This window comes from Shigella sp. SIG6 (assembly GCF_053555815.1).
This window is the reverse complement of the sequence record NZ_JBQZXC010000050.1, coordinates 1-25,699: the sequence shown is the minus strand read 5'-3', so window position 1 is coordinate 25,699 and position 25,699 is coordinate 1. Positions and strand designations below refer to the sequence as shown.

Here is a 25,699-nt window from a genome sequence, read left to right as displayed (position 1 = left end):
AAGTGTCCTTCTCGTTTTACTGAAAGGTTCCATAATCGTTTTAAGATAACACCAAGAGAGCTAAGAAAAGCGTCCAGAGAGTAAAAGTATTTTATTAAGGAGCAACAGCATCGATTTTTATTTTGGAAAATAAATACGACATACTCAACCTATTGGAGCCTGAACAATCCGGTGACTTCTGTGCCAATCGGGAACGTTTATAAGCACATATAATTGATACTCACTTCCTCCATCACAATTTCAGAGATGCACGTGTGATTTTTTTTGCATCCGGCGTTTGGACTATGTGGAGCTCAAGAGTGGGAAATTTACAAGAGGTTGAGGGGATAATTAAAGGGATGCTTATGACATTAGATATCAGGTTAGGTACGGATATCGTTGTTATTAAATCTAATTGATACGTTAATTGTTCACTGAGTATTATTAAAAATGGGGCGTTGAAACGTCCCAGAAAATAAAGGGTAATTTATATAGTCAGAAGCAAGATAGTGCTTCTAAGGAAAGTGGCTTGAGGGCGCCACTTATATGTTGGGGAGGCAAAGCCTCCCACAACATATCTTTGAGTAATCAGATTAGAACTGGTAAACCAATCCTACAGCAACGATATCATCGGTAGCAATGCCAGATGCTTTCGTGAAATCGCTCTTATCAATCAGGTTGATTTTGTAATCAACAAAAGTGGACATATTTTTGTTGAAGTAATAGGTTGCACCTACATCAATATATTCAATCAGGTCCTGATCACCCCACGCACCCAAGTCTTTTCCTTTAGATTGCAGGTAAGCAATGGACGGACGCAGACCGAAGTCGAACTGATATTGTGCAACTACTTCGAAGTTTTGTGCTTTGTTGGCAATATGGTTATTACCAAAAACAGTCATGTTCTGGGTTTCAGAATAGGTGGTAGCCAGATAGATGTTGTTCGCATCATATTTCAGACCAGCTGCCCATACTTCAGCATTTTGACCAGATGCATTCAGGCTGTTGTTACCGTAGATAACCTGATCATTAGTGCGGTCAGATTTAGCATAGGTTGCACCTACACCGAATCCTTCATACTCATAAGTAGTGGAGAAACCGAAACCATCACCGTTAGCTTCAGTTACGTCAGTGCGGTCATTTTTACCCTGATACTGAGCAGCAAAGTTCAGACCATCAACCAGACCAAAGAAGTCGTTGTTACGATAGGTTGCAACACCTGTGGTGCGACCAGTCATGAACACATCTGTTTGGGTCCAGGTATCGCCACCGAATTCTGGCAGAACGTCGGTCCATGCACCGATATCGTATGCTACACCGTAGTTACGGCCATAATCGATGGAGCCGTAGTCACCGAATTTCAGGCCAGCGAAGGCAAGACGGGTTTTATCTTTGGAAGAACCTTGAGATTCAGCACGGTTGCCTTTGAATTCATATTCCCACTGACCGAAACCAGTCAGTTGATCGTTGATTTGAGTTTCGCCTTTGAAGCCCAGACGAACATAAGTTGTGTCGCCATCATCTGCATCGTTAGAAGAGAAGTAGTGCTTAGCATTAACTTTTCCGTACAGATCCAGCTTGTTACTGTCTTTATTGTAAATCTCTGCTGCCTGAGCAGACATCGCCATCAGTACTGATGCAGCTACAGCAGAAATTGCCACTGTTAATTTTTTCATCGTGAGCCCTTTTATTTGAACTATTATTTAAAAATGATGTCACTGCACAACAAATATTCATCCAATCAATGAGATTATTTCAAGATGTAAGTTTTAGTTTCTCATTTAAATTGTGAAGTAGATCCCTATTTTTATCTGAACTGTTTCTATTGCACACAATGCATGACTATTTTGTGAACGAATATAAATTTGGTAGTCAAATTATATTAAAGGTTGTTATTTATGATTGACTCATAATTTATTTTTTTAATTTAAATAGCCTAAAAATAACCATGGAAATTATTTGCATGATATTTATTTAGATTTATTAATGTAATTGAGGTGGTTTTATTTAATACGCAATATAGCGCCGCTTGATATTAGTTCTATTTTTTTTGCGTAAGATAGATGAGACAAACTGAGACGCATAATGGTTTGCAAGGTTCTAATACTTTGATGTTGAGGATGTGATGGGGCATGTACGGGGCATAGTACAATGATGTCCATGCAGGTGTAGATAATCTCCAGGCTTATCCAGTGCACCGTAAAAGCCCGTCCTTCAGGGCGGGGATATAAGGCTCGTTTTTTCACCTGACCAGGTGTTTGCTGTTGTTCAATGTATTGGCGGATGACGGATATTGGCGCACCTCCGCAGCTACTGGCAAAATAGCCGGGACGCCACAAAACATCTTTGCGGTAATACCTGGCAGCAATATCTGGTCGATCCCGTCGCAGTAACCTACCCGATACGCCTTTGAGGCTGTTTGTTTACCAGACTGGATATCGCCAGTTTGGGGGGATAGTTAATTAACAGATGGACGTGCTCTGGTTCGCCATCCATTTCAACCAGTTCAGCTTCAAAATCAGCACATACATTTGAAAAGTAAGTACGTAGTTTTTCTGTCGCGTCATGGTCAAAAATCTGGCGTCGGTACTTGGTAACAAAGACCCGGTGAGCATGCATCAGGAAAACACAGTGCCTTCCGCGTCGGATATCAGTTTTTTTCACAGACCAAAGTATAATTTGCCCTGTGAAACGACTACAGGTATTCAAATTCCGGTTAAGACCCGGTGGTCAACAGGCGCGTGAAATGAGGCGCTTCGCAGGCGCATGTCGTTTCGTTTTCAGTCGTACTCTGGCACGTCAGAATGAGAATCATAAGGCCGGTAACAAAGACATCCCTTACGCGAAAATGGCTTCCTGATTGGTTGAGTGGAAAAATGCCACTGAAACGCAATGGATTAAAGATGCTCCGTCACAGCCATTGCAACAGTCACTGAAAGACCCTGAGCAGGCCTGCAAAAACTTTTTCCAGAAGCGGTCGGCGTTCCCCTGATTCAAAAAGCGGTGACAGAATGATGCATTCCGCTATCCGCAGGGCGTTAAGCTCGCTCAGGAAAACAGCCGTATTTTTCTGCCAAAACTTGGCTGGATGCGCTACCGGAACGGCCGTCAGGTCACGGGTGTTGTGAAAAATGTCACTGTCAGCCAGTCCTGCGGTAAGTGGTACATCAGTATTCAGGCAGAAAGTGAAGTATCAACTCCGGTTCACCCTTCAGCATCAATGGTCGGGCTGGATGCTGGCGTGGCTAAACTTGCCTCGCTGTCAGATGGCACAGTCTTTGAGCCTGTAAACAGTTTTCAGAAAAACCAGAAGAAGCTGGCGAGACTTCAGCGACAGTTAAGCCGCAAGGTCAAATTCAGCAACAACTGGCAGAAGCAGAAACGCAAAATACAGCGACTGCATTCCTGTATCGCAAATATCCGCAGGGACTACCTTCACAAAGTCACAACGACCGTCAGCAAAAACCACGTAATGATAGTCATTGAGGATTTGAAGGTCAGCAACATGTCAAAGTCAGCAGCGGGTACGGTCAGCCAGCCGGGGCGCAATGTCCGGGCAAAATCAGGTTTAAACCGTTCGATACTGGATCAGGGCTGGTATGAAATGCGCCGCCAGCTTGAGTACAAGCAGCTCTGGCGTGGCGGTCAGGTGCTTGCTGTTCCGCCAGCGTACACAAGTCAGCGTTGCGCGTGCTGTGGTCATACAGCGAAAGAAAATCGCCTGTCACAAAGTAAATTCAGATGCCAGGTATGTGGATATACAGCGAACGCCGATGTAAATGGCGCTCGTAACATTTTAGCGGCGGGGCACGCCGTTCTTGCCTGTGGAGAGATGGTGCAGTCAGGCCGCTCGTTGAAGCAGGAACCCACCGAAATGATTCAGGCGACAGCCTGAACGTAGCAGGGGTCCTCGTCATTCAGGGCGTGGAGGATGTCAACAAACAGGTTGAATTAACTCCGCGCCCTGGTTTTTGACATTACCCACCGCGCGCGACACAGGGTGCCAGGTGAACTGGTTTGCTGGCACACAGCTTCTGGTAGCGATTTCTGAGGCTTCTTTACCACCAATGTCTTGCCGCATCCATTCCCGTGCAGCTTCTGGCGACAGAACCAGCGGGCGGCGGTCATGAATATCTACCAGACCTTGATCTGCCGCCGCAGTGACGATCAAAAATCCTTCGGCTTCGTCACCACGCTCAAACGGTATGCTACCTATCGCGGCCATAAAAACAGGTTGTCCGTCAGCGCGATAGATAAAATAAGGCTTTTTTTGTCGCCTCCTTTTTTCCACTCAAACCAGCCATCGGCAAAACAGATTGCCCGACCATGTTGCCAGAGCGGTTTAAACATGCGACTGGTTGAGGCAGTTTCTACGCGGGCGTTAATCAGCGGCGGTTTATCCCACCATCCGGGAGCATATCCCCAGAAAACCGGATCCAGATGAAGGTGTTCATCACGTTCACTGAGCAGAAGAACTTTGGTTCCCGGCGCGACATTGTATCTGCCAATGGGTTCGGGATCGTAGGGAATATCGCGTTCAATATCTTCCGCGAGAAGCGCAAGGTAATCCTCACGCGTTTGGGATTGGGCAAAGCGTCCACACATAGCAACCTCCTGAGATCATACTGAAAAGAATAGGAGAGGGGGCGGGTAAAATCTATGTGTCAGAGGTAACGATGTTCCCGCTGTGGGCCACAGCGGGAATGAGGGATTACTTCTGAATTAAATAACGAATGGTCGGCCCGTCTTGCTGAATATCCAGCACCGTGTAGCCGTGATTACGCGCATCCAGTGGAATATTATTGATCGACTGCGGACAGTCGCTCACCACTTCCAGGATCTCACCTTTTTTTAATTGCGGCATCGCCTCAAGGGCTGCGACTGCCGGATAAGGGCAGGGTTCACCCACCATATCAAGGCGGTAATCAGGAACGATATTTTTCATGCGATCTCCTTAGCAGTCTGCGGTGCCGCACAGCGGAAGAAGCGTTTTTCCCAGCCGATAATCAACATCAGCGCAGCAAACAGCAGCAAATATGTCACCAGCAGGCCTCCCATCGGACCAAAAGTTTTCAGCAGGTTGATTTTGTCCCAGTCGGTGGCCAGCGCCGGAGCGAAATCATCCCAGTAATACGCCAGAATCGTTGAGCCGATCACGTTGCCCAGACCGACCCACCAGTAGTGCACCTGGCCTTCTACCGCGCGGTACATCCAGCCGGTTTCGCAGCCGCCTGCCAGCACGATGCCAAAACCAAAAAGTAAACCACCAATTACCGCATTTGGTCCCGCCCACATGATTTTAGGTTCAACGCCTAACTGTACGTAACTGAAGATCCCGATGGCACTCACCGCCATACCGATAATGATTGCTTTCGCCATATGGGTACGTCCGGTGATCCACATATCGCGGAACGCCGAAGTAAAGCAGATTTGCGCACGTTCAATCAGTAAACCAAAGCCGACGCCAAACAGCATTGCCAGCCCCAGTTTTGGTTGGTTCATCGCCGTGAGCAGCGCCCAGCCCAGCATGCCGAAAAAGACCAGCATCCCGAGACGAAAACGACGCCGCGCCTGATCCGGTTTTTGCGTCAGCGGTGAGGCGGCAGAAACTTTCTGCATTTTCACGGGAATACGGAAGATGGGCAGCAGGGTAAAGCGCGCGCCAAACCATGAACCAATGGCAGTGGCGATGGCAAAGAACCAGGCATGCAGCGAGAACTGAGGAATGCCGGTAAAGAACGCCGCCAGGTTACAGCCCATTGCCAGACGCGCGCCAAAACCGGCGATAATGCCGCCAATGATGGCCTGCATAATGCGGATACGGCTGCGTGGCATGCGTAGTTTGACATTGTTGGCCCACAGCGCAGCAGCAAAGCAGCCGCCAAACATACCGAGGATCATCATGCCGTCGATGCGGGTTAATGGCGATCCTTCCAGATGGATAATTTTAAAATAACCCCACTCTTCAGCATGGACGCCAAACAGCTGCAGGAGCTGACCGCCCCAACGGGTAAATTCACCCGTGACAGCCCAAAAGGTGCCAGTAATGCCAAAATAGTAAGTGGAGAGAATACCCGCCGCGATGACCGCAGGGATGGGTGCCCAGAATTTAATCAACCAGGCGTGTTTGAATTGCTGCCATGACATGAATGTAGCCTCTGAACTCAGAAGGTTTGAAACAAGAGCCGCGAATCATACACCATGCAAATTTATTTTCGGGGTAATAATTCACAAAAATAATAGTTAGATCAAATTTCTCTCTGAACCTGGAAAGGCTGGCGACATCAGAGCTTTAATGCCACAATCCTCTTTTCTTCTCATGCAGGACGAATGATGAAAAAACTCGCAATTGCAGGCGCGCTCATGTTGCTGGCGGGCTGTGCCGAAGTCGAAAACTATAACAATGTCGTGAAAACCCCCGCGCCGGACTGGCTGGTGGGCTACTGGCAGACCAAAGGGCCGCAACGTGCGCTGGTCAGTCCGGAAGCGATAGGCAGCCTGATTGTCACTAAAGAGGGCGATACCCTGGATTGCCGTCAGTGGCAGCGGGGGATTGCCGTGCCGGGTAAGTTGACATTGATGTCTGATGATCTCACTAACGTTACCGTAAAACGTGAGCTGTACGAGGTTGAGCGTGACGGTAACACCATTGAGTACGATGGTATGACGATGGAGCGTGTGGATCGCCCGACGGCAGAGTGTGCCGCCGCGCTGGATAAAGCGCCGTTACCGACGCCACTGCCGTAATGAAATCTCCCCGGCTTGCCGCCGGGGATGGATTTAAATCACCTCTTCGATAACCCACACGCTGACGCTGCCGCCGTTGCAAAAGAAGGTCGCTTCGCCGTTTTCGTCTGTCACTACGCTCTCTTGCCGGTTCCCCAGAAAATCACGCCAGGTTTTATTGCCGTAATTCTCTCCCAGATGAATGGTTTTTTCGCCATCATCTCCGTTCGACATGACCACCACGCAGCCGGGATATTCGTCGGTGCCACTGCGGCTAAAGGCAATGCAGTTCGGATGGTCGAAAAATAATGTCTGTACACCGTGGGCGAAACGCTGACGGGCGAGAATTAACTCATCAAGCTGTTCGATTATTGGCATATCTATCGGATAGGTTTGCCCGTCACCACCGACATCTTCGTAATGTGCACCGTAGAGGTCCGGATAGAACACCGAAGGAACGCCATTTTCCCGCAACAAAATTAAGGCATACGCCAGCGGTTTAAACCACGGTTCGACCGGTGCTTCGAGGGCTTGCAACGGTTGGGTGTCGTGGTTGGCAACGAGGGTTACGGCGTGAAAAGGATCGGCTTCCACCAGCGTCCCAGTGAAGATCTGCGTCATGTCGTAGTCGCGACCCATGCGCGATGCTTCATGGAATTTCATCTGCAGCGGCGCATCAAACAGCATGGTTTTGCCTTCCACCTGATCAATATACGTTTGCAGTTTATCGACTTCATGCGACCAGTATTCAGCCACAATAAACAGCGGCTTTGGCGCAACTTCCTGTACGTGTTCGATCCACTCTTTATAAAACCATGCCGGAATATGTTTGACCGCATCAAGACGAAAGCCGTCGCATTGCGTTTGTTCCATCACCCAGCGCGCCCAGTATTTAATCTCTTCCGTCACGGCATGATTGCGAAAATCGATATTCTCACCCATCAGATAATCGAAATTACCGAGTTCATCATCAACCTGATCGTTCCAGCCTTCTCCGGTATAGTCGTTAACAATTTTAAAAATGCCATCTTCATCAGGGTGTTCGATATGGTCGATACCGCTAAAACATTTGAAATCCCAGATAAACTGCGAGTATTGCCCGGCACGAGCGGGGAAGGTGTAACGCGTCCAGCCTTCACACTCAATGATTTCTTCGTCAATTTGCGTACGGTCATCAGCATTTACACGCTGCACGCGAATAGCTTCTTTTTCATCCGCGCCCATTTTGTGGTTGACTACCACGTCCAGCAGCACCGCAATGTCATTACGTTTCAGGGCGTCAATGGCGGCCAGCAGTTGTGCTTTATCACCATATTTAGTAGGGATGCTGCCTTTCTGATCAAACTCACCTAGATCAAATAAATCATAGGAGTCGTAGCCGACCGAATAGCCGCCCGATGCGCCTTTATAGGCGGGCGGCAACCAGACCATATTGATACCAATATCATTAAAACCGTCTGCGCGCTCGGCCAGTTCAGGCCAGAGCTTACCGCCTTCCGGGTAATACCAGTGAAAACATTGTAACAGCGTGGGATTACGCATTCTTCGACTCCATTCAAGGGGAATATTAGAAGCGTAGCCGTAATCGGATTATTCGCGAGCCATCGGCTCATTAAGATTCAAAAGAGGTTATCCTGCGGAGCCAGCACAAAGCCGCCCTGATCGCCATAGGCACTTAACACCGATTTTTGCACCGATGACTGACCGACCAGTTTCGCCAGTTCATCCATCCGAATCTGTAATAACTGCTTTACCTTGCTTTCGTTGTCGAGAATCAGGTGCAGCATCGGGCGGAGCTGCTCCTGCATCGTAGTGGACGGGGCAACCTCTTCAGTCAGGTGTGCGATCTCCTGCACCGCATTCACATACGCCATTTCGCTAGCGATGAGTTCGTCCCATTGTTCTTCCGTTGCCAGGCGTAACATGAGCTGGCTTTTTTCGACGAGTTGTTGCCAGGCGAAATACAAATGCGGTGCATTGTTCATCAGACTGGGTCCTGAATCGAAGAAGGGGAGAGTAAAGACTCTTTCCAGGCATCGGCAATATTACGCATTAATGCTTCCACCTCTTCGACTGCGGAGACATCGTTGCGTAAATTGGCTTGCAGCAAACGCCTGACCATATAGCTATAAAGAGCAATTAAGTTTTGGGTTAATTCGTCTTTGCTCTCTTCATCAAGACTCACCCGCAGTCCGTTCTCAATGATGTTGATCGCTTTTGACAAAGAGACGCCTTTGCCTTGCTGATTGTTGTCCTGCATAAACAGTCGCGCTCTAACCAGTGCGCTCAGCACTCCATCAAATAGCATGGTGACCAACTGCTGTTGGCTGGCGCTCATTACGGTGCTTTCGACGCCAATTTGTGCATAGGCCTGGGTGCCTTTTGCCACGTACATGACCTGTCTCCCGATGAATAATGATTACTTGGAATTACTGTTGTTTTCGAACTGCTGCGTTAAGTAGCTGCTGGTGCTGTTTAACGAGGTCATTAAAACGTCCAGTTGGGTAAATTGTTCTTTGTAGCGCGCGACCTGCGCATCAATGCGATCGCTGGCGGCGTTGTAGTCTTTAGTTAACTTATTCAGGGTTTTACTAACGCCATCGGTAGCGGCTTTAATAATGCCCGTTGTCGAAAGCCAACTGGTCAGGTTGCTGCCGATGGTGGTTGTGATGCCGGTTTTTTTACCATCGCCAACAATCAATGCACCTACGCCGCTGGCATCTTTTTTCAGTGCAGCGGTGAGTTTGTCGGCATCCAGTTCCAGTTTGCCATCGCTGGGATCGGTCGTGATACCAATCTGCGCCAGCGTTTTATAGCTGGAAGAACTGACGGTATTACTCAGCATCGACTTCAACTGCGTCTGAATCGTCCGCAGCGTGGAGTCGCCGAGCAGTGCGCCATTGCTAGAACTCTGGCTATCAGCTCCCGCATCTACGGCGGTGTATTTGGTCAGGCTGCTGAAGGTATCTATTAGCGAGTTATAGGCATTCACCCAGTCTTTAATCGCCGTTTGCGCTTTGGAGGTGTCCTGAGTGATGGTTAGCGTCTGGTTGCCCGTGGTGACATCGTTCAGGTTCAGGGTGATGTTTTCCAGCGCGTCGCTGATAGTGTTGCTGCTGTTCTCGATGGCGACGTTGTTGACCGTCAGCTGCGCATTCTGGGCGGCGACCGAGACCTCCATACCGTTGCTGCTGGCACTGGCGTCATAGCCCATAAAACTTTGTAGCGCATCATCACCGCTGACCGAGAGTGTCATCGCATTATCAAGGCCGGTGTCATTTGATGTGACTGACAGACGATATTCACCGTTACCCACGTTAATGATGCTCGCACTTACGCCCGCTTTTGCGTTGTTGATGGCATCACGGATCCCGCTTAACGATGAGTTAGCCGCGCTGATATCAATGGTAATCGGATCTTTGTCGCCGCCTTGTTGAATGGTGAGTTTGCTGTCGCTGGTGGCGATCGCCGTTTTCGTATCATCTCTGGTGGTGCGCGTGGTCAGGGTTTGCGCCTGCGCCTGCGCCAGATGGGTGACGCTGATGGTGTATTTCCCGGCGATGGCGTTACCCGCGGTGGTGGCACTGAACGCGGTGGTGCTGCTGGTGGTGCTGGTGGCGGAAAAAAGATCGGCTTTAGACAATGCAGTATTGACGGTCTGGAAAGTCGTCAGCGCGCTTTTCAGCGTACCGTAGGCGCTAAGTTTAGCGGTAAACGACGATTGCTGATTTGAAATAGGGGTTAGCGTCGCTTTTTGCGCGGCGGTGAGGCTATCAAGGATTGAACTTAAATCCAGACCTGACCCGACTCCCAGCGATGAAATACTTGCCATGCGATTTCCTTTTATCTTTCGACACGTAAAACGAATACCGGGGTTATCGGCCTGAATTGCGCAAAGTTTACGTTTAATTGTTTTTTTTAATAGCGGGAATAAGGGGCAGAGAAAAGAGTATTTCGTCGACTAACAAAAAATGGCTGTTTGTGAAAAAAATTCTAAAGGTTGTTTTACGACAGACGATAACAGGGTTGACGGCGATTGAGCCGACGGGTGGAAACCCAAAACGTAATCAACGACTTGCAATATAGGATAACGAATCATGGCACAAGTCATTAATACCAACAGCCTCTCGCTGATCACTCAAAATAATATCAACAAGAACCAGTCTGCGCTGTCGAGTTCTATCGAGCGTCTGTCTTCTGGCTTGCGTATTAACAGCGCGAAGGATGACGCCGCGGGTCAGGCGATTGCTAACCGTTTTACTTCTAACATTAAAGGCCTGACTCAGGCTGCACGTAACGCCAACGACGGTATTTCTGTTGCACAGACCACTGAAGGCGCTCTGTCCGAAATCAACAACAACTTACAGCGTATCCGTGAGCTGACGGTTCAGGCTTCTACCGGGACTAACTCTGATTCGGATCTGGACTCCATTCAGGACGAAATCAAATCCCGTCTCGACGAAATTGACCGCGTATCCGGTCAGACCCAGTTCAACGGCGTGAACGTACTGGCAAAAGACGGTTCGATGAAAATTCAGGTTGGTGCGAATGACGGCCAGACTATCACTATTGATCTGAAGAAAATTGACTCTGATACGCTGGGGCTGAATGGGTTTAATGTGAATGGTGGCGGGGCTGTGGCTAATACTGCTGCATCTAAAGCTGACTTGGTAGCTGCTAATGCAACAGTGGTCGGCAACAAATATACTGTGAGTGCGGGTTACGATGCTGCTAAAGCGTCTGATTTGCTGGCTGGAGTTAGTGATGGTGATACTGTTCAGGCAACCATTAGTAACGGCTTCGGAACGGCGGCTAGTGCAACGAATTACAAGTATGACAGTGCAAGTAAGTCATACTCTTTTGATACCACAACGGCTTCAGCTGCCGATGTTCAGAAATATTTGACCCCGGGAGTTGGTGATACCGCTAAGGGCACTATTACTATCGATGGTTCTGCACAGGATGTTCAGATCAGCAGTGATGGTAAAATTACGGCAAGCAATGGAGATAAACTCTACATTGATACAACTGGGCGCTTAACGAAAAACGGCTCTGGTGCTTCTTTGACTGAGGCTAGTCTGTCCACACTTGCAGCCAATAATACCAAAGCGACAACCATTGACATTGGCGGTACCTCTATCTCCTTTACCGGTAATAGTACTACGCCGGACACTATTACTTATTCAGTAACAGGTGCAAAAGTTGATCAGGCAGCTTTCGATAAAGCTGTATCAACCTCGGGAAACAATGTTGATTTCACTACTGCAGGTTATAGCGTCAACGGCACAACTGGCGCTGTAACAAAAGGTGTTGATTCGGTTTATGTTGATAACAACGAGGCGTTGACCACATCTGATACTGTAGATTTTTACCTACAGGATGATGGTTCAGTGACTAACGGCAGCGGTAAGGCAGTTTATAAAGATGCTGATGGTAAATTGACGACAGATGCTGAAACAAAAGCAGCTACGACAGCCGATCCCCTGAAAGCTCTGGATGAAGCCATCAGCTCCATCGACAAATTCCGCTCCTCCCTGGGTGCGGTGCAAAACCGTTTGGATTCCGCAGTCACCAACCTGAACAACACCACTACCAACCTGTCTGAAGCGCAGTCCCGTATTCAGGACGCCGACTATGCGACCGAAGTGTCCAACATGTCGAAAGCGCAGATTATCCAGCAGGCCGGTAACTCCGTGCTGGCAAAAGCCAACCAGGTACCGCAGCAGGTTCTGTCTCTGCTGCAGGGTTAATCGTCTGAATGCCTCTCAAACCCCGCCACCGGCGGGGTTTTTTACATTCGGCTTTTTGCGTAACCCCCAAATAACCCCTCATTTCACCCACTAATCGTCCGATTAAAAACCCTGCAGAAACGGATAATCATGCCGATAACTCATATAACGCAGGGCTGTTTATCGTGAATTCACTCTATACCGCTGAAGGTGTAATGGATAAACACTCGCTGTGGCAGCGTTATGTCCCGCTGGTGCGTCACGAAGCATTGCGCCTGCAGGTTCGACTGCCCGCGAGCGTGGAACTTGACGATCTGCTACAGGCGGGCGGCATTGGGTTACTTAATGCTGTCGAACGCTATGACGCCCTACAAGGAACGGCATTTACAACTTACGCAGTGCAGCGTATCCGTGGCGCTATGCTGGATGAACTTCGCAGCCGTGACTGGGTGCCGCGCAGCGTGCGACGCAACGCGCGTGAAGTGGCACAGGCAATAGGGCAACTGGAGCAGGAACTTGGCCGCAACGCTACGGAAACTGAGGTAGCGGAACGTTTAGGGATCGATATTGCCGATTATCGTCAAATGCTGCTCGACACCAATAACAGCCAGCTCTTCTCCTACGATGAGTGGCGTGAAGAGCACGGCGATAGCATCGAACTGGTTACTGATGATCATCAGCGAGAAAACCCGCTACAACAACTGCTGGACAGTAATCTGCGCCAGCGGGTGATGGAAGCCATCGAAACGTTGCCGGAGCGCGAAAAACTGGTATTAACCCTCTATTACCAGGAAGAGCTGAATCTCAAAGAGATTGGCGCGGTGCTGGAGGTCGGGGAATCGCGGGTCAGTCAGTTACACAGCCAGGCCATTAAACGGTTACGCACTAAACTGGGTAAGTTATAACGTCAGTAAATGCCGCACTTTAACTTTGACTACCAGGAGTTCTTAATGATGGTGCAGCACCTGAAAAGACGGCCATTAAGCCGCTATCTTAAAGACTTTAAACACAGCCAGACCCATTGCGCGCATTGCCGTAAATTACTCGATCGCATTACCTTAGTTCGCGACGGCAAAATAGTGAATAAAATCGAGATTTCCCGCCTGGACACGCTGCTTGATGAAAAAGGCTGGCAAACGGAACAACAATCATGGGCGGCATTGTGCCGATTTTGCGGTGATTTACATTGCAAAACGCAGAGTGATTTTTTCGATATTATCGGCTTTAAGAAATTTCTTTTTGAGCAAACTGAAATGAGCCCAGGTACGGTGCGTGAATATGTCGTTCGTCTGCGCCGTTTGGGTAATCATCTACATGAGCAAAATATTTCCCTCGATCAGCTGCAGGACGGTTTCCTTGATGAAATCCTCGCCCCGTGGCTGCCCACCACCAGCACCAACAATTACCGCATCGCATTACGGAAGTATCAACACTATCAGCGCCAAACCTGTACCGGACTTGTGCAGAAATCCTCCAGCCTGCCTGCTTCTGATATATATTAAATAAGAATAAGATGTAGCGGAGTTGTTTTTGTGTTTACAAACAATGGCTCTACACTGCAAACAGACATAACAACATTCGGGGTGAATATGAAATTAGCACATCTGGGACGTCAGGCATTGATGGGTGTGATGGCCGTGGCGCTGGTTGCGGGCATGAGCGTTAAAAGTTTTGCAGATGAAGGTCTGCTTAATAAAGTCAAAGAGCGCGGCACGCTGCTGGTAGGGCTGGAAGGCACTTATCCGCCGTTCAGTTTTCAGGGGGATGACGGCAAATTAACCGGTTTTGAAGTGGAATTTGCCCAACAGCTGGCAAAACATCTTGGCGTTGAGGCGTCACTAAAACCGACCAAATGGGACGGTATGCTGGCGTCGCTGGACTCTAAACGCATTGATGTGGTGATTAATCAGGTCACCATTTCTGACGAGCGCAAGAAAAAATACGATTTCTCTACCCCTTACACCATTTCCGGTATTCAGGCGCTGGTGAAAAAAGGTAACGAAGGCACCATTAAAACGGCTGCTGATCTGAAAGGCAAAAAAGTGGGTGTCGGTCTGGGCACCAACTATGAAGAGTGGCTGCGGCAGAATGTTCAGGGTGTCGATGTGCGTACCTATGATGATGACCCGACCAAATATCAGGATCTGCGCGTAGGGCGTATCGATGCGATCCTCGTTGATCGTCTGGCGGCGCTGGATCTGGTGAAGAAAACCAACGATACGCTGGCAGTAACCGGTGAAGCATTCTCCCGTCAGGAGTCTGGCGTGGCGCTGCGTAAAGGAAATGAAGACCTGCTGAAAGCGGTGAATGATGCAATTGTGGAAATGCAAAAAGACGGCACTCTGCAAGCTCTTTCCGAAAAATGGTTTGGTGCTGATGTGACCAAATAATCAGCATAATGACAAAAAAGGGCGCTTTCACTAGCGCCTTTTTTATTTACGCGTTTTCAGCGTGCATAATAAGAAAATCACAACAACACACATCGGAGGCTGTTATGCCACTGCATAATTTAACCCGTTTTCCACGGTTGGAGTTTATCGGCGCGCCAACGCCGCTCGAATATCTGCCGCGCTTTTCTGATTATCTTGGACGGGAAATTTTCATCAAACGGGATGACGTCACCCCCATGGCAATGGGCGGCAATAAATTACGTAAGCTGGAATTTCTCGCGGCAGATGCCCTGCGCGAAGGTGCCGATACGCTGATTACTGCCGGCGCGATCCAGTCTAACCATGTGCGCCAGACTGCCGCAGTCGCGGCGAAACTCGGTCTGCACTGCGTGGCGCTGCTGGAAAATCCTATTGGCACAACCGCAGAAAACTATTTAACCAACGGCAATCGTTTGTTGCTGGATCTGTTCAATACCCAGATTGAAATGTGCGACGCACTGACCGATCCCAATGCCCAACTGGAAGAGCTGGCGACGCGAGTCGAAGCACAAGGCTTTCGCCCGTATGTCATTCCGGTTGGCGGTTCTAATGCTCTTGGCGCGCTAGGTTATGTGGAGAGTGCGCTGGAAATCGCGCAACAGTGTGAAGGGGCGGTTAATATTTCGTCGGTGGTAGTCGCATCGGGCAGTGCCGGAACTCACGCCGGACTGGCTGTTGGGCTGGAACACCTGATGCCTGAAAGCGAACTGATTGGCGTGACCGTGTCGCGTTCCGTTGCCGATCAATTGCCGAAAGTGGTTAACCTACAACAGGCGATTGCGAAAGAACTGGAGCTGACCGCATCAGCGGAAATTTTACTCTGGGATGACTATTTTGCACCTGGCTACGGCGTGCCGAACGACGAAGGCGTGGAAGCAGTGAAATTGCTGGCGCGTCTGGAAGGCATTCTGCTTGATCCTGTGTATACCGGAAAAGCGATGGCGGGGCTGATTGACGGTATCAGTCAGAAACGCTTCAAAGATGAAGGGCCGATTCTGTTTATTCATACCGGCGGCGCGCCTGCGCTGTTCGCCTATCATCCCCACGTTTAGCTCCGGGAACGCTCATGCAAGAAAGTATACAACTGGTTATTGATTCCTTGCCGTTCCTGTTGAAAGGGGCTGGGTATACCCTGCAACTCAGTATCGGCGGCATGTTTTTTGGCTTACTACTCGGGTTTATTCTCGCGCTGATGCGCCTGTCGCCAATCTGGCCCGTGCGCTGGCTGGCGTGTTTTTATATCTCTATTTTTCGTGGTACGCCGCTCATCGCACAACTGTTTATGATCTATTACGGCCTGCCGCAGTTTGGTATCGAATTAGATCCCATTCCGTCAGCAATGATTGGTCTGTCGCTGAACACTGCCGCCTATGCCGCCGAAACGCTGCGCGCCGCCATTTCTTCTATTGATAAAGGTCAGTGGGAAGCCGCTGCCAGTATTGGTATGACGCCGTGGCAGACCATGCGTCGCGCGATTTTGCCACAGGCGGCGCGGGTGGCGTTGCCGCCGCTGTCGAACAGCTTTATCAGTCTGGTAAAAGATACGTCGCTGGCCGCGACAATCCAGGTGCCGGAGCTGTTCCGTCAGGCGCAGTTGATTACCTCGCGCACGCTGGAGGTGTTCACCATGTACCTGGCGGCTTCGCTCATCTACTGGATCATGGCGACTGTGTTATCGACGTTGCAGAACCATTTTGAGAATCAACTTAATCGCCAGGAGAGAGAACCAAAATGAGTGCCATTGAAGTTAAGAACCTGGTGAAAAAATTCCACGGTCAGACGGTGCTGCACGGTATCGACCTCGAGGTAAAGCCTGGCGAAGTGGTGGCAATTATCGGTCCGAGTGGTTCCGGCAAAACCACATTGCTACGTAGCATAAATCTGCTGGAACAACCGGAAGCGGGAACGATCACCGTTGGCGATATCACTATTGATACTGCACGTTCATTAAGTCAGCAAAAATCGCTGATTCGCCAGTTGCGTCAGCACGTCGGGTTTGTCTTCCAGAACTTTAATTTGTTTCCGCATCGTACGGTGCTGGAAAACATTATTGAAGGGCCGGTGATCGTCAAAGGCGAACCGAAAGAAGAGGCCACGGCGCGCGCTCGCGAGCTGCTGGCGAAAGTTGGGCTGGCCGGTAAAGAAACCAGCTATCCACGTCGTTTGTCTGGCGGTCAACAGCAGCGTGTTGCGATTGCGCGTGCACTGGCAATGCGTCCTGAGGTGATTTTGTTTGACGAGCCAACGTCGGCGCTGGATCCAGAGCTGGTGGGCGAAGTCCTGAACACCATCCGCCAGCTGGCGCAGGAAAAGCGCACGATGGTGATTGTGACACACGAAATGAGCTTTGCCCGGGATGTTGCGGACCGGGCGATCTTTATGGACCAGGGGCGGATAGTCGAGCAGGGGGCAGCAAAAGCGTTATTTGCCGATCCCCAGCAGCCTCGCACCCGCCAGTTCCTCGAGAAGCTTCTGCTGCAATAATAAGAAAAAATCAGCCCCGACGATTCACCTGTCGGGGCGGGACGCCATTTCAAGCGTGATAAAACTGCTTAACAAATCAGCATAACTCATTAATAACATAAGAGAATGCGATGGCTTGCAAAAGTAATTCATTGGCTGAATAATATAAATTATATATAAATCTTATTTATGTGATAGTTTGAATTATCATTATAAATGATACTCACTCTCAGGGGCGTTGCGGTTTACTATGCAGGATACGGATTTTTTCAGCTGGCGTCGCACGATGCTGTTGCGTTTTCAGAGGATGGAGGCCGCAGAAGAGGTCTACCATGAAATAGAGCTTCAGGCTCAGCAGCTGGAGTACGATTACTATTCGTTATGTGTTCGCCACCCGGTACCATTCACGCGACCTAAAGTGGCTTTCTACACCAATTACCCTGAGTCGTGGGTTAGTTATTATCAGGCAAAAAATTTTCTCGCAATTGATCCTGTGCTGAACCCTGAAAACTTTAGTCAGGGCCATTTAATGTGGAATGATGACTTATTCAGCGAAGCACAGCCATTATGGGAAGCCGCGCACGCACATGGTTTACGCCGCGGTGTCACTCAGTATTTAATGCTGCCAAATCGGGCGCTGGGCTTTTTGTCCTTTTCCCGTTGCAGCACGCGCGAAATACCCATTCTTAGTGATGAACTGCAATTAAAAATGCAGTTACTGGTGCGCGAAAGTCTGATGGCTCTGATGCGTTTAAATGATGAAATAGTGATGACGCCAGAGATGAATTTCAGCAAGCGCGAAAAAGAAATTCTGAAATGGACGGCGGAAGGGAAGACATCAGCAGAGATAGCGATGATTTTGTCAATAACCGGCTGAAAGGCACGCTCTCAGCCGGTTTTATATTACTGACGGTAGGCTTGTTTAATTTGCTTAACCGTTTTGGAAAATACTGCAGCCTGGGTTTCGTCTTCGATCAGCGCAAGCTGTTTTTCCATCTTTAACATCACGCGGCCCGCGTCAGCTTGTCCCATCGCCTGCAGCATCAGCGTCAGCATCGCTTTCAGGCAGGAGACTTCATTTGCCAGTTCTTGATTATTCTCGGCAGTAGAAAAATCAGGCGTACTCATTTATTTTCCTCGTCATGTTGCAATGAAAATTTGCGGTGAAAAATGTTAAGGCGGCGGAGTATACCATAAGTTTTGCTAAAAATAGCAGTGGTTGTTTTTTGAGCGTGATATCGGCAGTGCTATAAAATACGTTAATATAATGACCAATAAATATTTTTATCATGAATGTTTTTTGCCCGTATTGTTCGGGTTAATTAATGTTACATATTCAGCGGGCTGATTTTCATTTTTGCTGAATAAAGTCAATTTTTGTCACATTTCATCGTAGGGCTTACTGTGAAACGATCCGGTAAGCCGTTGGTGACGGGCGTGACCATAACTGTGGACAATCGAATTGACAAAAACGAGAGAAAAATCGAATACCCACCATTTTTAACGTTTCAAAGTTGCAATAAAAACCGCTAATATACGAATGACTAACTATCAGTAGCGTTATCCCTATTTCTGGAGATATTCCTTTGATCAACGTTCTACTTGTTGATGACCATGAACTGGTGCGCGCAGGGATACGACGCATTCTGGAAGATATAAAGGGTATAAAAGTCGTCGGAGAGGCATCGTGCGGTGAAGACGCCGTTAAGTGGTGCCGGACAAATGCCGTTGACGTGGTGCTAATGGACATGAGTATGCCGGGCATTGGCGGTCTTGAGGCGACGCGTAAAATCGCGCGTTCCACAGCTGATGTTAAAATCATCATGCTTACGGTCCATACAGAAAACCCTTTACCAGCGAAAGTCATGCAGGCAGGTGCTGCTGGCTACCTCAGCAAAGGCGCGGCTCCGCAGGAAGTCGTGAGTGCGATTCGTTCTGTCTATTCAGGGCAGCGTTACATTGCTTCTGATATCGCTCAACAAATGGCGTTAAGCCAGATCGAACCAGAAAAAACAGAAAGCCCATTTGCCAGTTTGTCTGAACGTGAATTGCAGATTATGCTGATGATCACTAAGGGCCAGAAGGTCAATGAGATCTCAGAACAGCTCAATCTCAGTCCGAAAACGGTGAACAGCTACCGCTATCGTATGTTCAGTAAACTAAACATTCATGGCGATGTTGAGCTGACTCACCTGGCAATTCGCCATGGTCTGTGTAATGCGGAGACATTATCAAGTCAGTGAGTGATCAGTTTGACGCAAAAGCGTTTTTAAAAACCGTAACCAGCCAGCCAGGCGTTTATCGCATGTACGATGCTGGTGGTACGGTTATCTATGTCGGCAAAGCGAAAGACCTGAAAAAACGGCTTTCCAGCTATTTCCGCAGCAACCTCGCTTCGCGCAAAACCGAAGCGCTGGTCGCCCAGATCCAGCAAATTGATGTAACGGTTACGCATACAGAAACCGAAGCGCTGTTGCTGGAACACAACTACATCAAACTCTATCAGCCGCGTTACAACGTTTTGCTACGCGATGATAAATCTTATCCTTTTATCTTCCTGAGTGGCGATACCCACCCGCGTCTGGCGATGCATCGTGGTGCAAAGCATGCCAAAGGTGAATATTTCGGCCCGTTCCCGAATGGCTATGCCGTACGTGAAACACTGGCGCTACTGCAAAAGATTTTCCCCATTCGCCAGTGCGAAAATAGTGTTTATCGCAATCGCTCGCGTCCGTGTCTGCAATACCAGATAGGGCGCTGTCTGGGACCGTGCGTTGAAGGACTGGTGAGTGAAGAAGAATACGCTCAGCAGGTCGAGTATGTGCGCCTGTTTTTGTCTGGCAAAGATGATCAGGTGCTTACGCAACTCATTAGCCGTATGGAAACTGCCAGCCAGAATCTGGAGTTTGAAGAAGCGGCATGTATTCGCGACCAAATTCAGGCGGTGCGACGCGTCACCGAAAAACAGTTTGTTTCCAATACCGGCGACGACCTTGACGTTATTGGTGTGGCGTTCGATGCGGGCATGGCTTGTGTCCACGTATTGTTCATTCGTCAGGGCAAAGTGCTCGGCAGCCGCAGCTATTTCCCGAAAGTGCCTGGCGGTACGGAACTGAGCGAGGTGGTAGAAACCTTCGTAGGTCAGTTCTATTTACAAGGCAGCCAGATGCGCACCTTACCGGGTGAGATCCTGCTCGATTTTAATCTTAGCGATAAAACGCTGCTCGCCGATTCCCTTTCAGAACTGGCGGGACGCAAGATTAATGTTCAAACCAAACCTCGCGGCGATAGGGCGCGTTATCTGAAACTCGCGCGCACCAATGCGGCGACGGCCTTAACCAGCAAACTTTCGCAGCAATCTACCGTTCACCAGCGACTGACCGCGCTTGCCAGCGTGTTGAAATTGCCGGAAGTGAAGCGGATGGAGTGCTTTGACATCAGCCATACCATGGGCGAACAAACCGTCGCTTCCTGTGTGGTGTTTGATGCTAACGGCCCGCTGCGTGCGGAGTATCGGCGCTATAACATTACAGGCATCACGCCGGGCGATGATTATGCGGCGATGAATCAGGTGCTGCGTCGGCGTTATGGTAAAGCCATTGACGACAGTAAGATCCCGGATGTGATCCTTATCGACGGCGGCAAAGGCCAGCTTGCGCAGGCGAAAAATGTCTTCGCCGAACTGGATGTCTCATGGGATAAAAATCATCCGCTGCTACTTGGCGTTGCCAAAGGAGCAGATCGTAAGGCTGGACTGGAAACGCTGTTCTTTGAGCCGGAAGGTGAGGGATTTAGTTTGCCGCCAGATTCACCCGCGCTGCATGTTATCCAGCATATTCGCGATGAATCACATGATCACGCGATTGGCGGGCACCGTAAAAAACGGGCGAAGGTCAAAAATACCAGTTCCCTGGAAACCATTGAAGGCGTCGGGCCAAAACGTCGGCAAATGTTGTTGAAATATATGGGCGGTTTGCAAGGTTTACGTAACGCCAGCGTCGAGGAAATTGCAAAAGTGCCGGGTATTTCGCAAGGTCTGGCAGAAAAGATCTTCTGGTCGTTGAAACATTGATGTCTCTGTAGCAACATAGGGGTAATCTTACTGACAACAGATAGTTACCCGTCATTATGCAATTTAATATCCCTACGTTGCTTACACTGTTCCGTGTCATCCTTATCCCATTCTTTGTATTGGTCTTTTATCTGCCTGTCACCTGGTCGCCGTTTGCCGCCGCGCTCATTTTCTGCGTCGCGGCGGTGACTGACTGGTTCGATGGTTTTCTGGCACGCCGCTGGAACCAGAGTACCCTGTTTGGTGCTTTCCTTGACCCTGTGGCAGATAAAGTTCTCGTGGCTATCGCCATGGTGCTGGTAACCGAGCATTATCACAGCTGGTGGGTGACATTACCGGCGGCAACGATGATCGCCCGTGAAATTATTATTTCTGCGCTACGCGAATGGATGGCGGAGTTGGGTAAACGCAGTAGCGTGGCCGTCTCCTGGATTGGGAAAGTGAAAACCACTGCCCAGATGGTGGCGTTGGCCTGGCTGCTGTGGCGTCCGAACATTTGGGTTGAGTACGCCGGTATTGCACTTTTCTTTGTGGCTGCGGTACTGACTCTGTGGTCAATGTTGCAATATTTGAGCGCTGCGCGTGCAGATTTGCTTGATCAGTGATCGTTTCGGCGTAATTTTCAGCAAACGATCAAAAGTGGTGAAAAATATCGTTGACTCATCGCGCCAGGTAAGTAGAATGCAACGCATCGAACGGCGGCACTGATTGCCAGACGATAATAAAATCAAGTGATTAACTGATTGCTTGATGAATGCGGGAATAGCTTAGTTGGTAGAGCACGACCTTGCCAAGGTCGGGGTCTCGAGTTCGAGTTTCGTTTCCCGCTCCAGTTTAAAAGACATCGGCGTCAAGCGGATGTCTGGCTGAAAGGCCTGAAGAATTTGGCGCGTTAACAAAGCGGTTATGTAGCGGATTGCAAATCCGTCTAGTCCGGTTCGACTCCGGAACGCGCCTCCACTTTCTTCCCGAGCCCGGATGGTGGAATCGGTAGACACAAGGGATTTAAAATCCCTCGGCGTTCGCGCTGTGCGGGTTCAAGTCCCGCTCCGGGTACCATGGGAAAGATAAGAATAAAATCAAAGTAATAAGCAGTGTCGTGAAACCACCTTCGGGTGGTTTTTTTGTGCCTGCAACTTGTCGTTACACCCTCCTTAATTTTTAACCACCGGCAAAGCCACTCAAAAAGTATCTCTGATACGGACCGGCATGTAAGATAGGTGCTGGCGAGTTGAGATCCACAAGGAAAAGCGTATGAAAACGGGACCGTTAAACGAAAGTGAGTTGGAATGGCTGGACGATATTCTGACCAAATACAACACTGACCACGCCATCCTTGATGTGGCGGAGCTGGACGGTTTATTGACGGCGGTGTTGAGTTCTCCGCAAGAGATTGAACCAGAACAGTGGCTGGTTGCCGTGTGGGGTGGGGCTGACTATGTGCCGCGCTGGGCGTCAGAGAAAGAGATGACGCGCTTTATGAACCTGGCTTTTCAACATATGGCCGATACCGCAGAGCGTCTGAACGAATTCCCGGAGCAGTTTGAGCCGTTATTCGGCTTGCGAGAAGTTGATGGCAGCGAGCTGACGATTGTTGAGGAGTGGTGCTTTGGCTATATGCGGGGCGTGGCACTTTCTGACTGGTCAACGTTGCCCGATTCTTTAAAACCAGCGCTGGAGGCGATTGCGCTGCACGGTACTGAGGAAAACTTCGAGCGGGTAGAGAAAATGTCGCCAGAAGTGTTTGAAGAGAGCGTAGATGCCATTCGACTGGCGGCGCTTGATTTACATGCATACTGGATGGCGCATCCGCAGGAAAAAGCTGTTCAGCAACCGATCAAAGCAGAAGAGAAACCGGGGCGTAACGATCCTTGTCCGTGCGGCAGTGGTAAGAAATTTAAGCAGTGCTGCCTGCATTAAGAGGTCACATTGGGTGTCAGCGTTAATTCTGGCACCCAATAAGGAATTTGAGGCTATCTGATCACCCCACTTCTGGTAACAACCCTGCCGCAATCAAAAATTGCACGCCAATCACAGCAATACCACAGAGAAACACCACCACCAGCGCCGGACGACCACCTTTGACCCGGTAACCCGCCTGAGGATTGTGCTTTCTGCTTTGCCAGGTCAATAGTGAAGGGATAATCAATGCCAGTACCGCCAGCGCCACACCGGCGTAACCCAGCGCCATCACAAATCCTCGTGGATAAAACAGTGCAAACGCCAACGGCGGCAGAAAGGTAATTGCACCAGTTTGCAATCGTCCACCAACGGTATTTGAACGCTGAAACAAATCAGCCAGATAATCAAATAAGCCTAACGCAACGCCGAGAAATGACGTGGCGAGGGCTAAATCAGCAAATAAATGCACCGCCAGCTCAACATGCGGAGAGGCCACCATTTCGCGTAACGCCTGTAACAGCCCGTTTAATCCAGCATGATTAGCCAGCAATCCCATAAAGGTTGTTGAATCAATGCTGCCAAGCGTCGCCACCTGCCAGAAAATATATGCCACCAGGGGGATGGCACTACCGATTATAAACACCCAGCGTAGCTTACGAATGTTGCCATCCATATAGCTGACAATACTCGGCACGCTACCGTGAAAACCAAACGACGTAAAAATCACCGGGATTGCAGACAGTGCCAGCCCCTGTTGCAACGGCAGGGTTAAAAGATTCACTTTGTGAATATGCGGTAGCAGCAATACCAGCATCACCACCAGAAAAATAATTTTGGCGCTGAACAGAAAACGGTTAAATAAATCGACCAGCGATGTTCCAACATAAACCACGCCACCGGCAACAAAAGTGAACAGCAGCACGCCAGCGGTTGCCGACATTGAAATACCTGTCCAGTCGCTGATGCTGGAGGCCAACAATTCACCGGCACCGCTGATGTATGCCGCAGTCAGAGCATACATTAAGAACATCATACTGAAGCCCGTCAGCCATTGACCGTAGCGTCCCAGATAGCGTTTTGCCAGCGTGCCCAGACCGGTATCTGCCGGAACATGCTGGTACACCTCCAGCAGTAATAGCGCCGTGTAGCACATCAACGCCCAAAGCCCAATCAACAAGATTAACGTAACGCTAAAACCAACACCGGCCGCAGCCAGCGGCATTGCCAGCATGCCTGCGCCAATTGTGGTTCCCGCCACGATAAAAACACTTCCCAGGGTTCTGTTTTTCACGCTTTCTTCTGTCCTGACGATCTTTATGAGTGATATCTGCGGCGCAGGTTAAGGCATAACGGCTGCTTCGTCAAACCGACGTTACATATTGTGTAAATATAAATGTACAATAAAAGCATTCAGTCCTGCGCTGGCGCAAAGTCTTCATAAGCGGTAATCGCTACGCTAGGCTTTTTTTGAGGAGGAACGATGGACTCTATTCACGGTCATGAAGTGTTAAATATGATGATTGAATCAGGCGAGCAATATACGCATGCCAGTCTGGAAGCTGCGATTAAAGTGCGTTTTGGTGAACAGGCACGTTTTCACACGTGCTCGGCAGAAGGGATGACAGCGGGAGAGCTGGTAGCGTTTCTGGCAGCAAAAGGCAAATTTATACCTTCAGAAGAAGGTTTTTCGACCGATCAGAGTAAGATTTGCCGTCACTGATTTGAAACGGCGGCAGAAACCTGCCGCCGGAGAGCATTAGTTTTGTGTGTCGAGGGTAGAGAGTTCTTTGTCGATAAAATACAGACCTTCGCCGCTTTTGCCTGCCAGGCTTAATTTATCAATAATCGATTTGAACAGTTTCTCTTCTTCATGCTGCTCAGAAACATACCACTGCAGGAAATTAAATGTTGGGTAGTCCTGATTGGTCATTGCAGCATGAGCCAGTTCGTTAATTTTCTGGGTGATTAATTGTTCGTGTTTATAGGTTTCCTGGAATAATCCATCAAGTGAGGAATATTCAGCAAACGGAGATTCAACGGTATTAATACGCGGTAAATTGCCGGTATCAGTCAGGTAATCAAACAGACGCTGCATATGCGTCATCTCTTCCTGGGCGTGACGGCGCAGGAACGCGGCAGCACCTTCGAAGGTATGATAGCTGCACCAGGCGCTCATTTGCTGATAAAGCAGTGAAGAGTACAGTTCCAGGTTCATCTGCTCATTAAGTTTTTCAATCATTTCTGGTTTCAGCATGATAGTGCTCCACAAAGGTTATATTTGTTGCTGTGGCGTCACTATAATTTGTTATTTTATTATTTGCAAAAGGTAAAATATAAACTTCAATTATTAAAAATACGAATGGGAATAAAACTCATTACCGCTATTTCTTTAATCAGCG

The 25,699-nt window shown here is 49.1% G+C and carries 24 protein-coding genes, 3 tRNA genes and 6 pseudogenes; 19 read left to right on the top strand and 14 right to left on the bottom strand.

Going from position 1 to position 25,699, the window contains the following annotated elements; translation table 11 throughout:
* Positions 1-84 (top strand): annotated as a pseudogene (locus ACUU1M_RS10645) (AraC family transcriptional regulator); the annotation flags it as partial.
* Positions 85-572: 488 nt separating this feature from the next.
* On the opposite strand, the gene ompC reads toward ACUU1M_RS10645, so the two are convergent.
* Together ompC and tnpA are read right to left on the bottom strand one after the other, a co-directional pair.
* Positions 573-1,655 (bottom strand): porin OmpC, encoded by a 1,083-nt coding sequence (ompC, locus tag ACUU1M_RS10640; protein ID WP_000737284.1) that lies wholly within the window; start codon positions 1,653-1,655, stop codon positions 573-575.
* Positions 1,656-2,228: 573 nt separating this feature from the next.
* Positions 2,229-2,658 (bottom strand): annotated as a pseudogene (tnpA, locus tag ACUU1M_RS10635) (IS200/IS605 family transposase); the annotation flags it as partial.
* A gap of 7 nt (positions 2,659-2,665) precedes the next feature.
* Between tnpA and ACUU1M_RS10630 the strand changes: the two are divergent.
* Positions 2,666-3,874: pseudogene (locus ACUU1M_RS10630) on the top strand (RNA-guided endonuclease InsQ/TnpB family protein).
* A 39-nt stretch (positions 3,875-3,913) separates the two neighbouring features.
* Here ACUU1M_RS10630 and ACUU1M_RS10625 read toward each other — a convergent pair.
* The 3 genes and pseudogenes from ACUU1M_RS10625 to yedE form a co-directional block, all read right to left on the bottom strand.
* Positions 3,914-4,584 (bottom strand): annotated as a pseudogene (locus tag ACUU1M_RS10625) (SOS response-associated peptidase).
* A gap of 106 nt (positions 4,585-4,690) precedes the next feature.
* Positions 4,691-4,924 carry a sulfurtransferase-like selenium metabolism protein YedF gene (yedF, locus tag ACUU1M_RS10620; protein WP_000790493.1) on the bottom strand — a complete coding sequence of 78 codons (234 nt, stop codon included), beginning with the start codon at positions 4,922-4,924 and terminating at the stop codon, positions 4,691-4,693.
* Entirely contained in the window at positions 4,921-6,126 is a 1,206-nt protein-coding gene (gene yedE / locus ACUU1M_RS10615; protein WP_000118895.1) for a selenium metabolism membrane protein YedE/FdhT, read from the bottom strand. Before yedE ends, yedF begins: the two co-directional genes overlap by 4 nt.
* Positions 6,127-6,312: 186 nt before the next feature.
* Here yedE and yedD point away from each other — a divergent pair, with 186 nt between their 5' ends.
* Positions 6,313-6,726 carry a lipoprotein YedD gene (gene yedD, locus ACUU1M_RS10610; RefSeq protein ID WP_024260775.1) on the top strand — a complete coding sequence of 138 codons (414 nt, stop codon included), beginning with the start codon at positions 6,313-6,315 and terminating at the stop codon, positions 6,724-6,726.
* 33 nt (positions 6,727-6,759) lie between these two features.
* On the opposite strand, the gene amyA is transcribed toward yedD, so the two are convergent.
* From amyA to fliD, 4 genes are all read right to left on the bottom strand, one after another.
* Positions 6,760-8,247 carry an alpha-amylase gene (gene amyA / locus ACUU1M_RS10605; protein ID WP_001245691.1) on the bottom strand — a complete coding sequence of 496 codons (1,488 nt, stop codon included), beginning with the start codon at positions 8,245-8,247 and terminating at the stop codon, positions 6,760-6,762.
* Positions 8,248-8,324: 77 nt separating this feature from the next.
* Positions 8,325-8,690, bottom strand: coding sequence for a flagella biosynthesis regulatory protein FliT (gene fliT, locus ACUU1M_RS10600; protein WP_001057836.1), 366 nt, complete (start codon positions 8,688-8,690; stop codon positions 8,325-8,327).
* The gene (gene fliS, locus ACUU1M_RS10595) at positions 8,690-9,100 is read right to left on the bottom strand and encodes a flagellar export chaperone FliS (RefSeq protein WP_152028947.1); all 411 of its coding nucleotides are present in this window, start codon (positions 9,098-9,100) and stop codon (positions 8,690-8,692) included. The genes fliT and fliS overlap by 1 nt, the downstream gene beginning before the upstream one ends.
* A 24-nt stretch (positions 9,101-9,124) precedes the next feature.
* A complete protein-coding gene (gene fliD, locus ACUU1M_RS10590) occupies positions 9,125-10,537 on the bottom strand; it encodes a flagellar filament capping protein FliD (protein WP_000146801.1) in 1,413 nt (470 codons plus the stop codon).
* A gap of 265 nt (positions 10,538-10,802) precedes the next feature.
* Between fliD and fliC the strand changes: the two genes are divergently transcribed.
* The 8 genes and pseudogenes from fliC to sdiA form a co-directional block, all read left to right on the top strand.
* Entirely contained in the window at positions 10,803-12,455 is a 1,653-nt protein-coding gene (fliC, locus tag ACUU1M_RS10585) for a flagellin FliC (RefSeq protein WP_000079692.1), read from the top strand.
* Positions 12,456-12,619: 164 nt separating this feature from the next.
* Complete coding sequence (fliA, locus tag ACUU1M_RS10580) at positions 12,620-13,339, top strand: RNA polymerase sigma factor FliA (RefSeq protein WP_001087467.1); 720 nt, start codon at positions 12,620-12,622, stop codon at positions 13,337-13,339.
* A gap of 45 nt (positions 13,340-13,384) precedes the next feature.
* Positions 13,385-13,936 carry a flagella biosynthesis regulatory protein FliZ gene (fliZ, locus tag ACUU1M_RS10575; protein WP_005048734.1) on the top strand — a complete coding sequence of 184 codons (552 nt, stop codon included), beginning with the start codon at positions 13,385-13,387 and terminating at the stop codon, positions 13,934-13,936.
* Between the two features lie 87 nt (positions 13,937-14,023).
* Positions 14,024-14,824, top strand: coding sequence for a cystine ABC transporter substrate-binding protein (gene tcyJ / locus ACUU1M_RS10570; protein ID WP_005075417.1), 801 nt, complete (start codon positions 14,024-14,026; stop codon positions 14,822-14,824).
* 104 nt (positions 14,825-14,928) lie between these two features.
* Positions 14,929-15,915 (top strand): D-cysteine desulfhydrase, encoded by a 987-nt coding sequence (gene dcyD / locus ACUU1M_RS10565; RefSeq protein WP_001128221.1) that lies wholly within the window; start codon positions 14,929-14,931, stop codon positions 15,913-15,915.
* A gap of 14 nt (positions 15,916-15,929) precedes the next feature.
* Positions 15,930-16,598 (top strand): cystine ABC transporter permease, encoded by a 669-nt coding sequence (gene tcyL, locus ACUU1M_RS10560; RefSeq protein ID WP_001158210.1) that lies wholly within the window; start codon positions 15,930-15,932, stop codon positions 16,596-16,598.
* Positions 16,595-17,347, top strand: coding sequence for an L-cystine ABC transporter ATP-binding protein TcyN (gene tcyN, locus ACUU1M_RS10555; protein ID WP_001272995.1), 753 nt, complete (start codon positions 16,595-16,597; stop codon positions 17,345-17,347). Before tcyL ends, tcyN begins: the two co-directional genes overlap by 4 nt.
* A 229-nt stretch (positions 17,348-17,576) precedes the next feature.
* Positions 17,577-18,197 (top strand): annotated as a pseudogene (gene sdiA, locus ACUU1M_RS10550) (transcriptional regulator SdiA); the annotation flags it as partial.
* Between the two features lie 32 nt (positions 18,198-18,229).
* On the opposite strand, the gene yecF reads toward sdiA, so the two are convergent.
* From yecF to ACUU1M_RS10535, 3 genes and pseudogenes are all read right to left on the bottom strand, one after another.
* Entirely contained in the window at positions 18,230-18,454 is a 225-nt protein-coding gene (gene yecF / locus ACUU1M_RS10545) for a DUF2594 family protein YecF (RefSeq protein WP_000106474.1), read from the bottom strand.
* Complete coding sequence (gene yecU, locus ACUU1M_RS10540) at positions 18,441-18,617, bottom strand: protein YecU (RefSeq protein WP_000590347.1); 177 nt, start codon at positions 18,615-18,617, stop codon at positions 18,441-18,443. The genes yecF and yecU overlap by 14 nt, the downstream gene beginning before the upstream one ends.
* Before the next feature lie 82 nt (positions 18,618-18,699).
* Positions 18,700-18,771: pseudogene (locus tag ACUU1M_RS10535) on the bottom strand (transcriptional regulator); the annotation flags it as partial.
* A 141-nt stretch (positions 18,772-18,912) separates the two neighbouring features.
* On the opposite strand from ACUU1M_RS10535, the gene uvrY reads away from it, so the two are divergent.
* The 7 genes from uvrY (at position 18,913) to yecA (ending at position 23,318) form a co-directional block, all read left to right on the top strand.
* Positions 18,913-19,569, top strand: coding sequence for a UvrY/SirA/GacA family response regulator transcription factor (uvrY, locus tag ACUU1M_RS10530; protein WP_000611335.1), 657 nt, complete (start codon positions 18,913-18,915; stop codon positions 19,567-19,569).
* Positions 19,566-21,398, top strand: a complete 1,833-nt coding sequence (gene uvrC / locus ACUU1M_RS10525; protein ID WP_001283406.1) for an excinuclease ABC subunit UvrC — start codon at positions 19,566-19,568, stop codon at positions 21,396-21,398. Before uvrY ends, uvrC begins: the two co-directional genes overlap by 4 nt.
* A gap of 56 nt (positions 21,399-21,454) precedes the next feature.
* Positions 21,455-22,003, top strand: a complete 549-nt coding sequence (gene pgsA, locus ACUU1M_RS10520) for a CDP-diacylglycerol--glycerol-3-phosphate 3-phosphatidyltransferase (protein ID WP_001160176.1) — start codon at positions 21,455-21,457, stop codon at positions 22,001-22,003.
* Positions 22,004-22,154: 151 nt separating this feature from the next.
* Positions 22,155-22,230, top strand: a tRNA-Gly gene (locus ACUU1M_RS10515).
* Positions 22,231-22,284: 54 nt separating this feature from the next.
* Positions 22,285-22,358: transfer RNA gene (locus tag ACUU1M_RS10510), tRNA-Cys, on the top strand.
* A gap of 12 nt (positions 22,359-22,370) precedes the next feature.
* Positions 22,371-22,457: transfer RNA gene (locus tag ACUU1M_RS10505), tRNA-Leu, on the top strand.
* Positions 22,458-22,652: 195 nt separating this feature from the next.
* The gene (yecA, locus tag ACUU1M_RS10500; RefSeq protein WP_000847903.1) at positions 22,653-23,318 is read left to right on the top strand and encodes a UPF0149 family protein YecA; all 666 of its coding nucleotides are present in this window, start codon (positions 22,653-22,655) and stop codon (positions 23,316-23,318) included.
* A gap of 61 nt (positions 23,319-23,379) precedes the next feature.
* On the opposite strand, the gene tyrP is transcribed toward yecA, so the two are convergent.
* Positions 23,380-24,591, bottom strand: coding sequence for a tyrosine transporter TyrP (gene tyrP / locus ACUU1M_RS10495; RefSeq protein WP_000797579.1), 1,212 nt, complete (start codon positions 24,589-24,591; stop codon positions 23,380-23,382).
* Between the two features lie 189 nt (positions 24,592-24,780).
* Between tyrP and ACUU1M_RS10490 the strand changes: the two genes are divergently transcribed.
* Complete coding sequence (locus ACUU1M_RS10490) at positions 24,781-25,020, top strand: YecH family metal-binding protein (protein ID WP_000377235.1); 240 nt, start codon at positions 24,781-24,783, stop codon at positions 25,018-25,020.
* 36 nt (positions 25,021-25,056) lie between these two features.
* Here ACUU1M_RS10490 and ftnA read toward each other — a convergent pair whose 3' ends face one another.
* On the bottom strand, positions 25,057-25,554 hold the full coding sequence (ftnA, locus tag ACUU1M_RS10485) for a non-heme ferritin (RefSeq protein ID WP_005075398.1): 498 nt from the start codon (positions 25,552-25,554) through the stop codon (positions 25,057-25,059).
* Between the last annotated feature and the right edge of the window lie 145 nt (positions 25,555-25,699).

What these genes read in the sequence shown, in the direction of transcription:
- ompC (WP_000737284.1), bottom strand. Translation starts at nt 1,655, where the DNA reads ATGAAAAAATTAACAGTGGCAATTTCTGCTGTAGCTGCATCAGTACTG.
- yecF (WP_000106474.1), bottom strand. Translation starts at nt 18,454, where the DNA reads ATGAGTACGCCTGATTTTTCTACTGCCGAGAATAATCAAGAACTGGCA.
- fliT (WP_001057836.1), bottom strand. Translation starts at nt 8,690, where the DNA reads ATGAACAATGCACCGCATTTGTATTTCGCCTGGCAACAACTCGTCGAA.
- fliZ (WP_005048734.1), top strand. Translation starts at nt 13,385, where the DNA reads ATGATGGTGCAGCACCTGAAAAGACGGCCATTAAGCCGCTATCTTAAA.
- fliS (WP_152028947.1), bottom strand. Translation starts at nt 9,100, where the DNA reads ATGTACGTGGCAAAAGGCACCCAGGCCTATGCACAAATTGGCGTCGAA.
- yedE (WP_000118895.1), bottom strand. Translation starts at nt 6,126, where the DNA reads ATGTCATGGCAGCAATTCAAACACGCCTGGTTGATTAAATTCTGGGCA.
- yedD (WP_024260775.1), top strand. Translation starts at nt 6,313, where the DNA reads ATGAAAAAACTCGCAATTGCAGGCGCGCTCATGTTGCTGGCGGGCTGT.
- ftnA (WP_005075398.1), bottom strand. Translation starts at nt 25,554, where the DNA reads ATGCTGAAACCAGAAATGATTGAAAAACTTAATGAGCAGATGAACCTG.
- yecU (WP_000590347.1), bottom strand. Translation starts at nt 18,617, where the DNA reads ATGATAAAAATATTTATTGGTCATTATATTAACGTATTTTATAGCACT.
- dcyD (WP_001128221.1), top strand. Translation starts at nt 14,929, where the DNA reads ATGCCACTGCATAATTTAACCCGTTTTCCACGGTTGGAGTTTATCGGC.
- fliC (WP_000079692.1), top strand. Translation starts at nt 10,803, where the DNA reads ATGGCACAAGTCATTAATACCAACAGCCTCTCGCTGATCACTCAAAAT.
- tcyL (WP_001158210.1), top strand. Translation starts at nt 15,930, where the DNA reads ATGCAAGAAAGTATACAACTGGTTATTGATTCCTTGCCGTTCCTGTTG.
- yecA (WP_000847903.1), top strand. Translation starts at nt 22,653, where the DNA reads ATGAAAACGGGACCGTTAAACGAAAGTGAGTTGGAATGGCTGGACGAT.
- amyA (WP_001245691.1), bottom strand. Translation starts at nt 8,247, where the DNA reads ATGCGTAATCCCACGCTGTTACAATGTTTTCACTGGTATTACCCGGAA.
- fliD (WP_000146801.1), bottom strand. Translation starts at nt 10,537, where the DNA reads ATGGCAAGTATTTCATCGCTGGGAGTCGGGTCAGGTCTGGATTTAAGT.
- yedF (WP_000790493.1), bottom strand. Translation starts at nt 4,924, where the DNA reads ATGAAAAATATCGTTCCTGATTACCGCCTTGATATGGTGGGTGAACCC.
- pgsA (WP_001160176.1), top strand. Translation starts at nt 21,455, where the DNA reads ATGCAATTTAATATCCCTACGTTGCTTACACTGTTCCGTGTCATCCTT.
- ACUU1M_RS10490 (WP_000377235.1), top strand. Translation starts at nt 24,781, where the DNA reads ATGGACTCTATTCACGGTCATGAAGTGTTAAATATGATGATTGAATCA.
- tcyJ (WP_005075417.1), top strand. Translation starts at nt 14,024, where the DNA reads ATGAAATTAGCACATCTGGGACGTCAGGCATTGATGGGTGTGATGGCC.
- tcyN (WP_001272995.1), top strand. Translation starts at nt 16,595, where the DNA reads ATGAGTGCCATTGAAGTTAAGAACCTGGTGAAAAAATTCCACGGTCAG.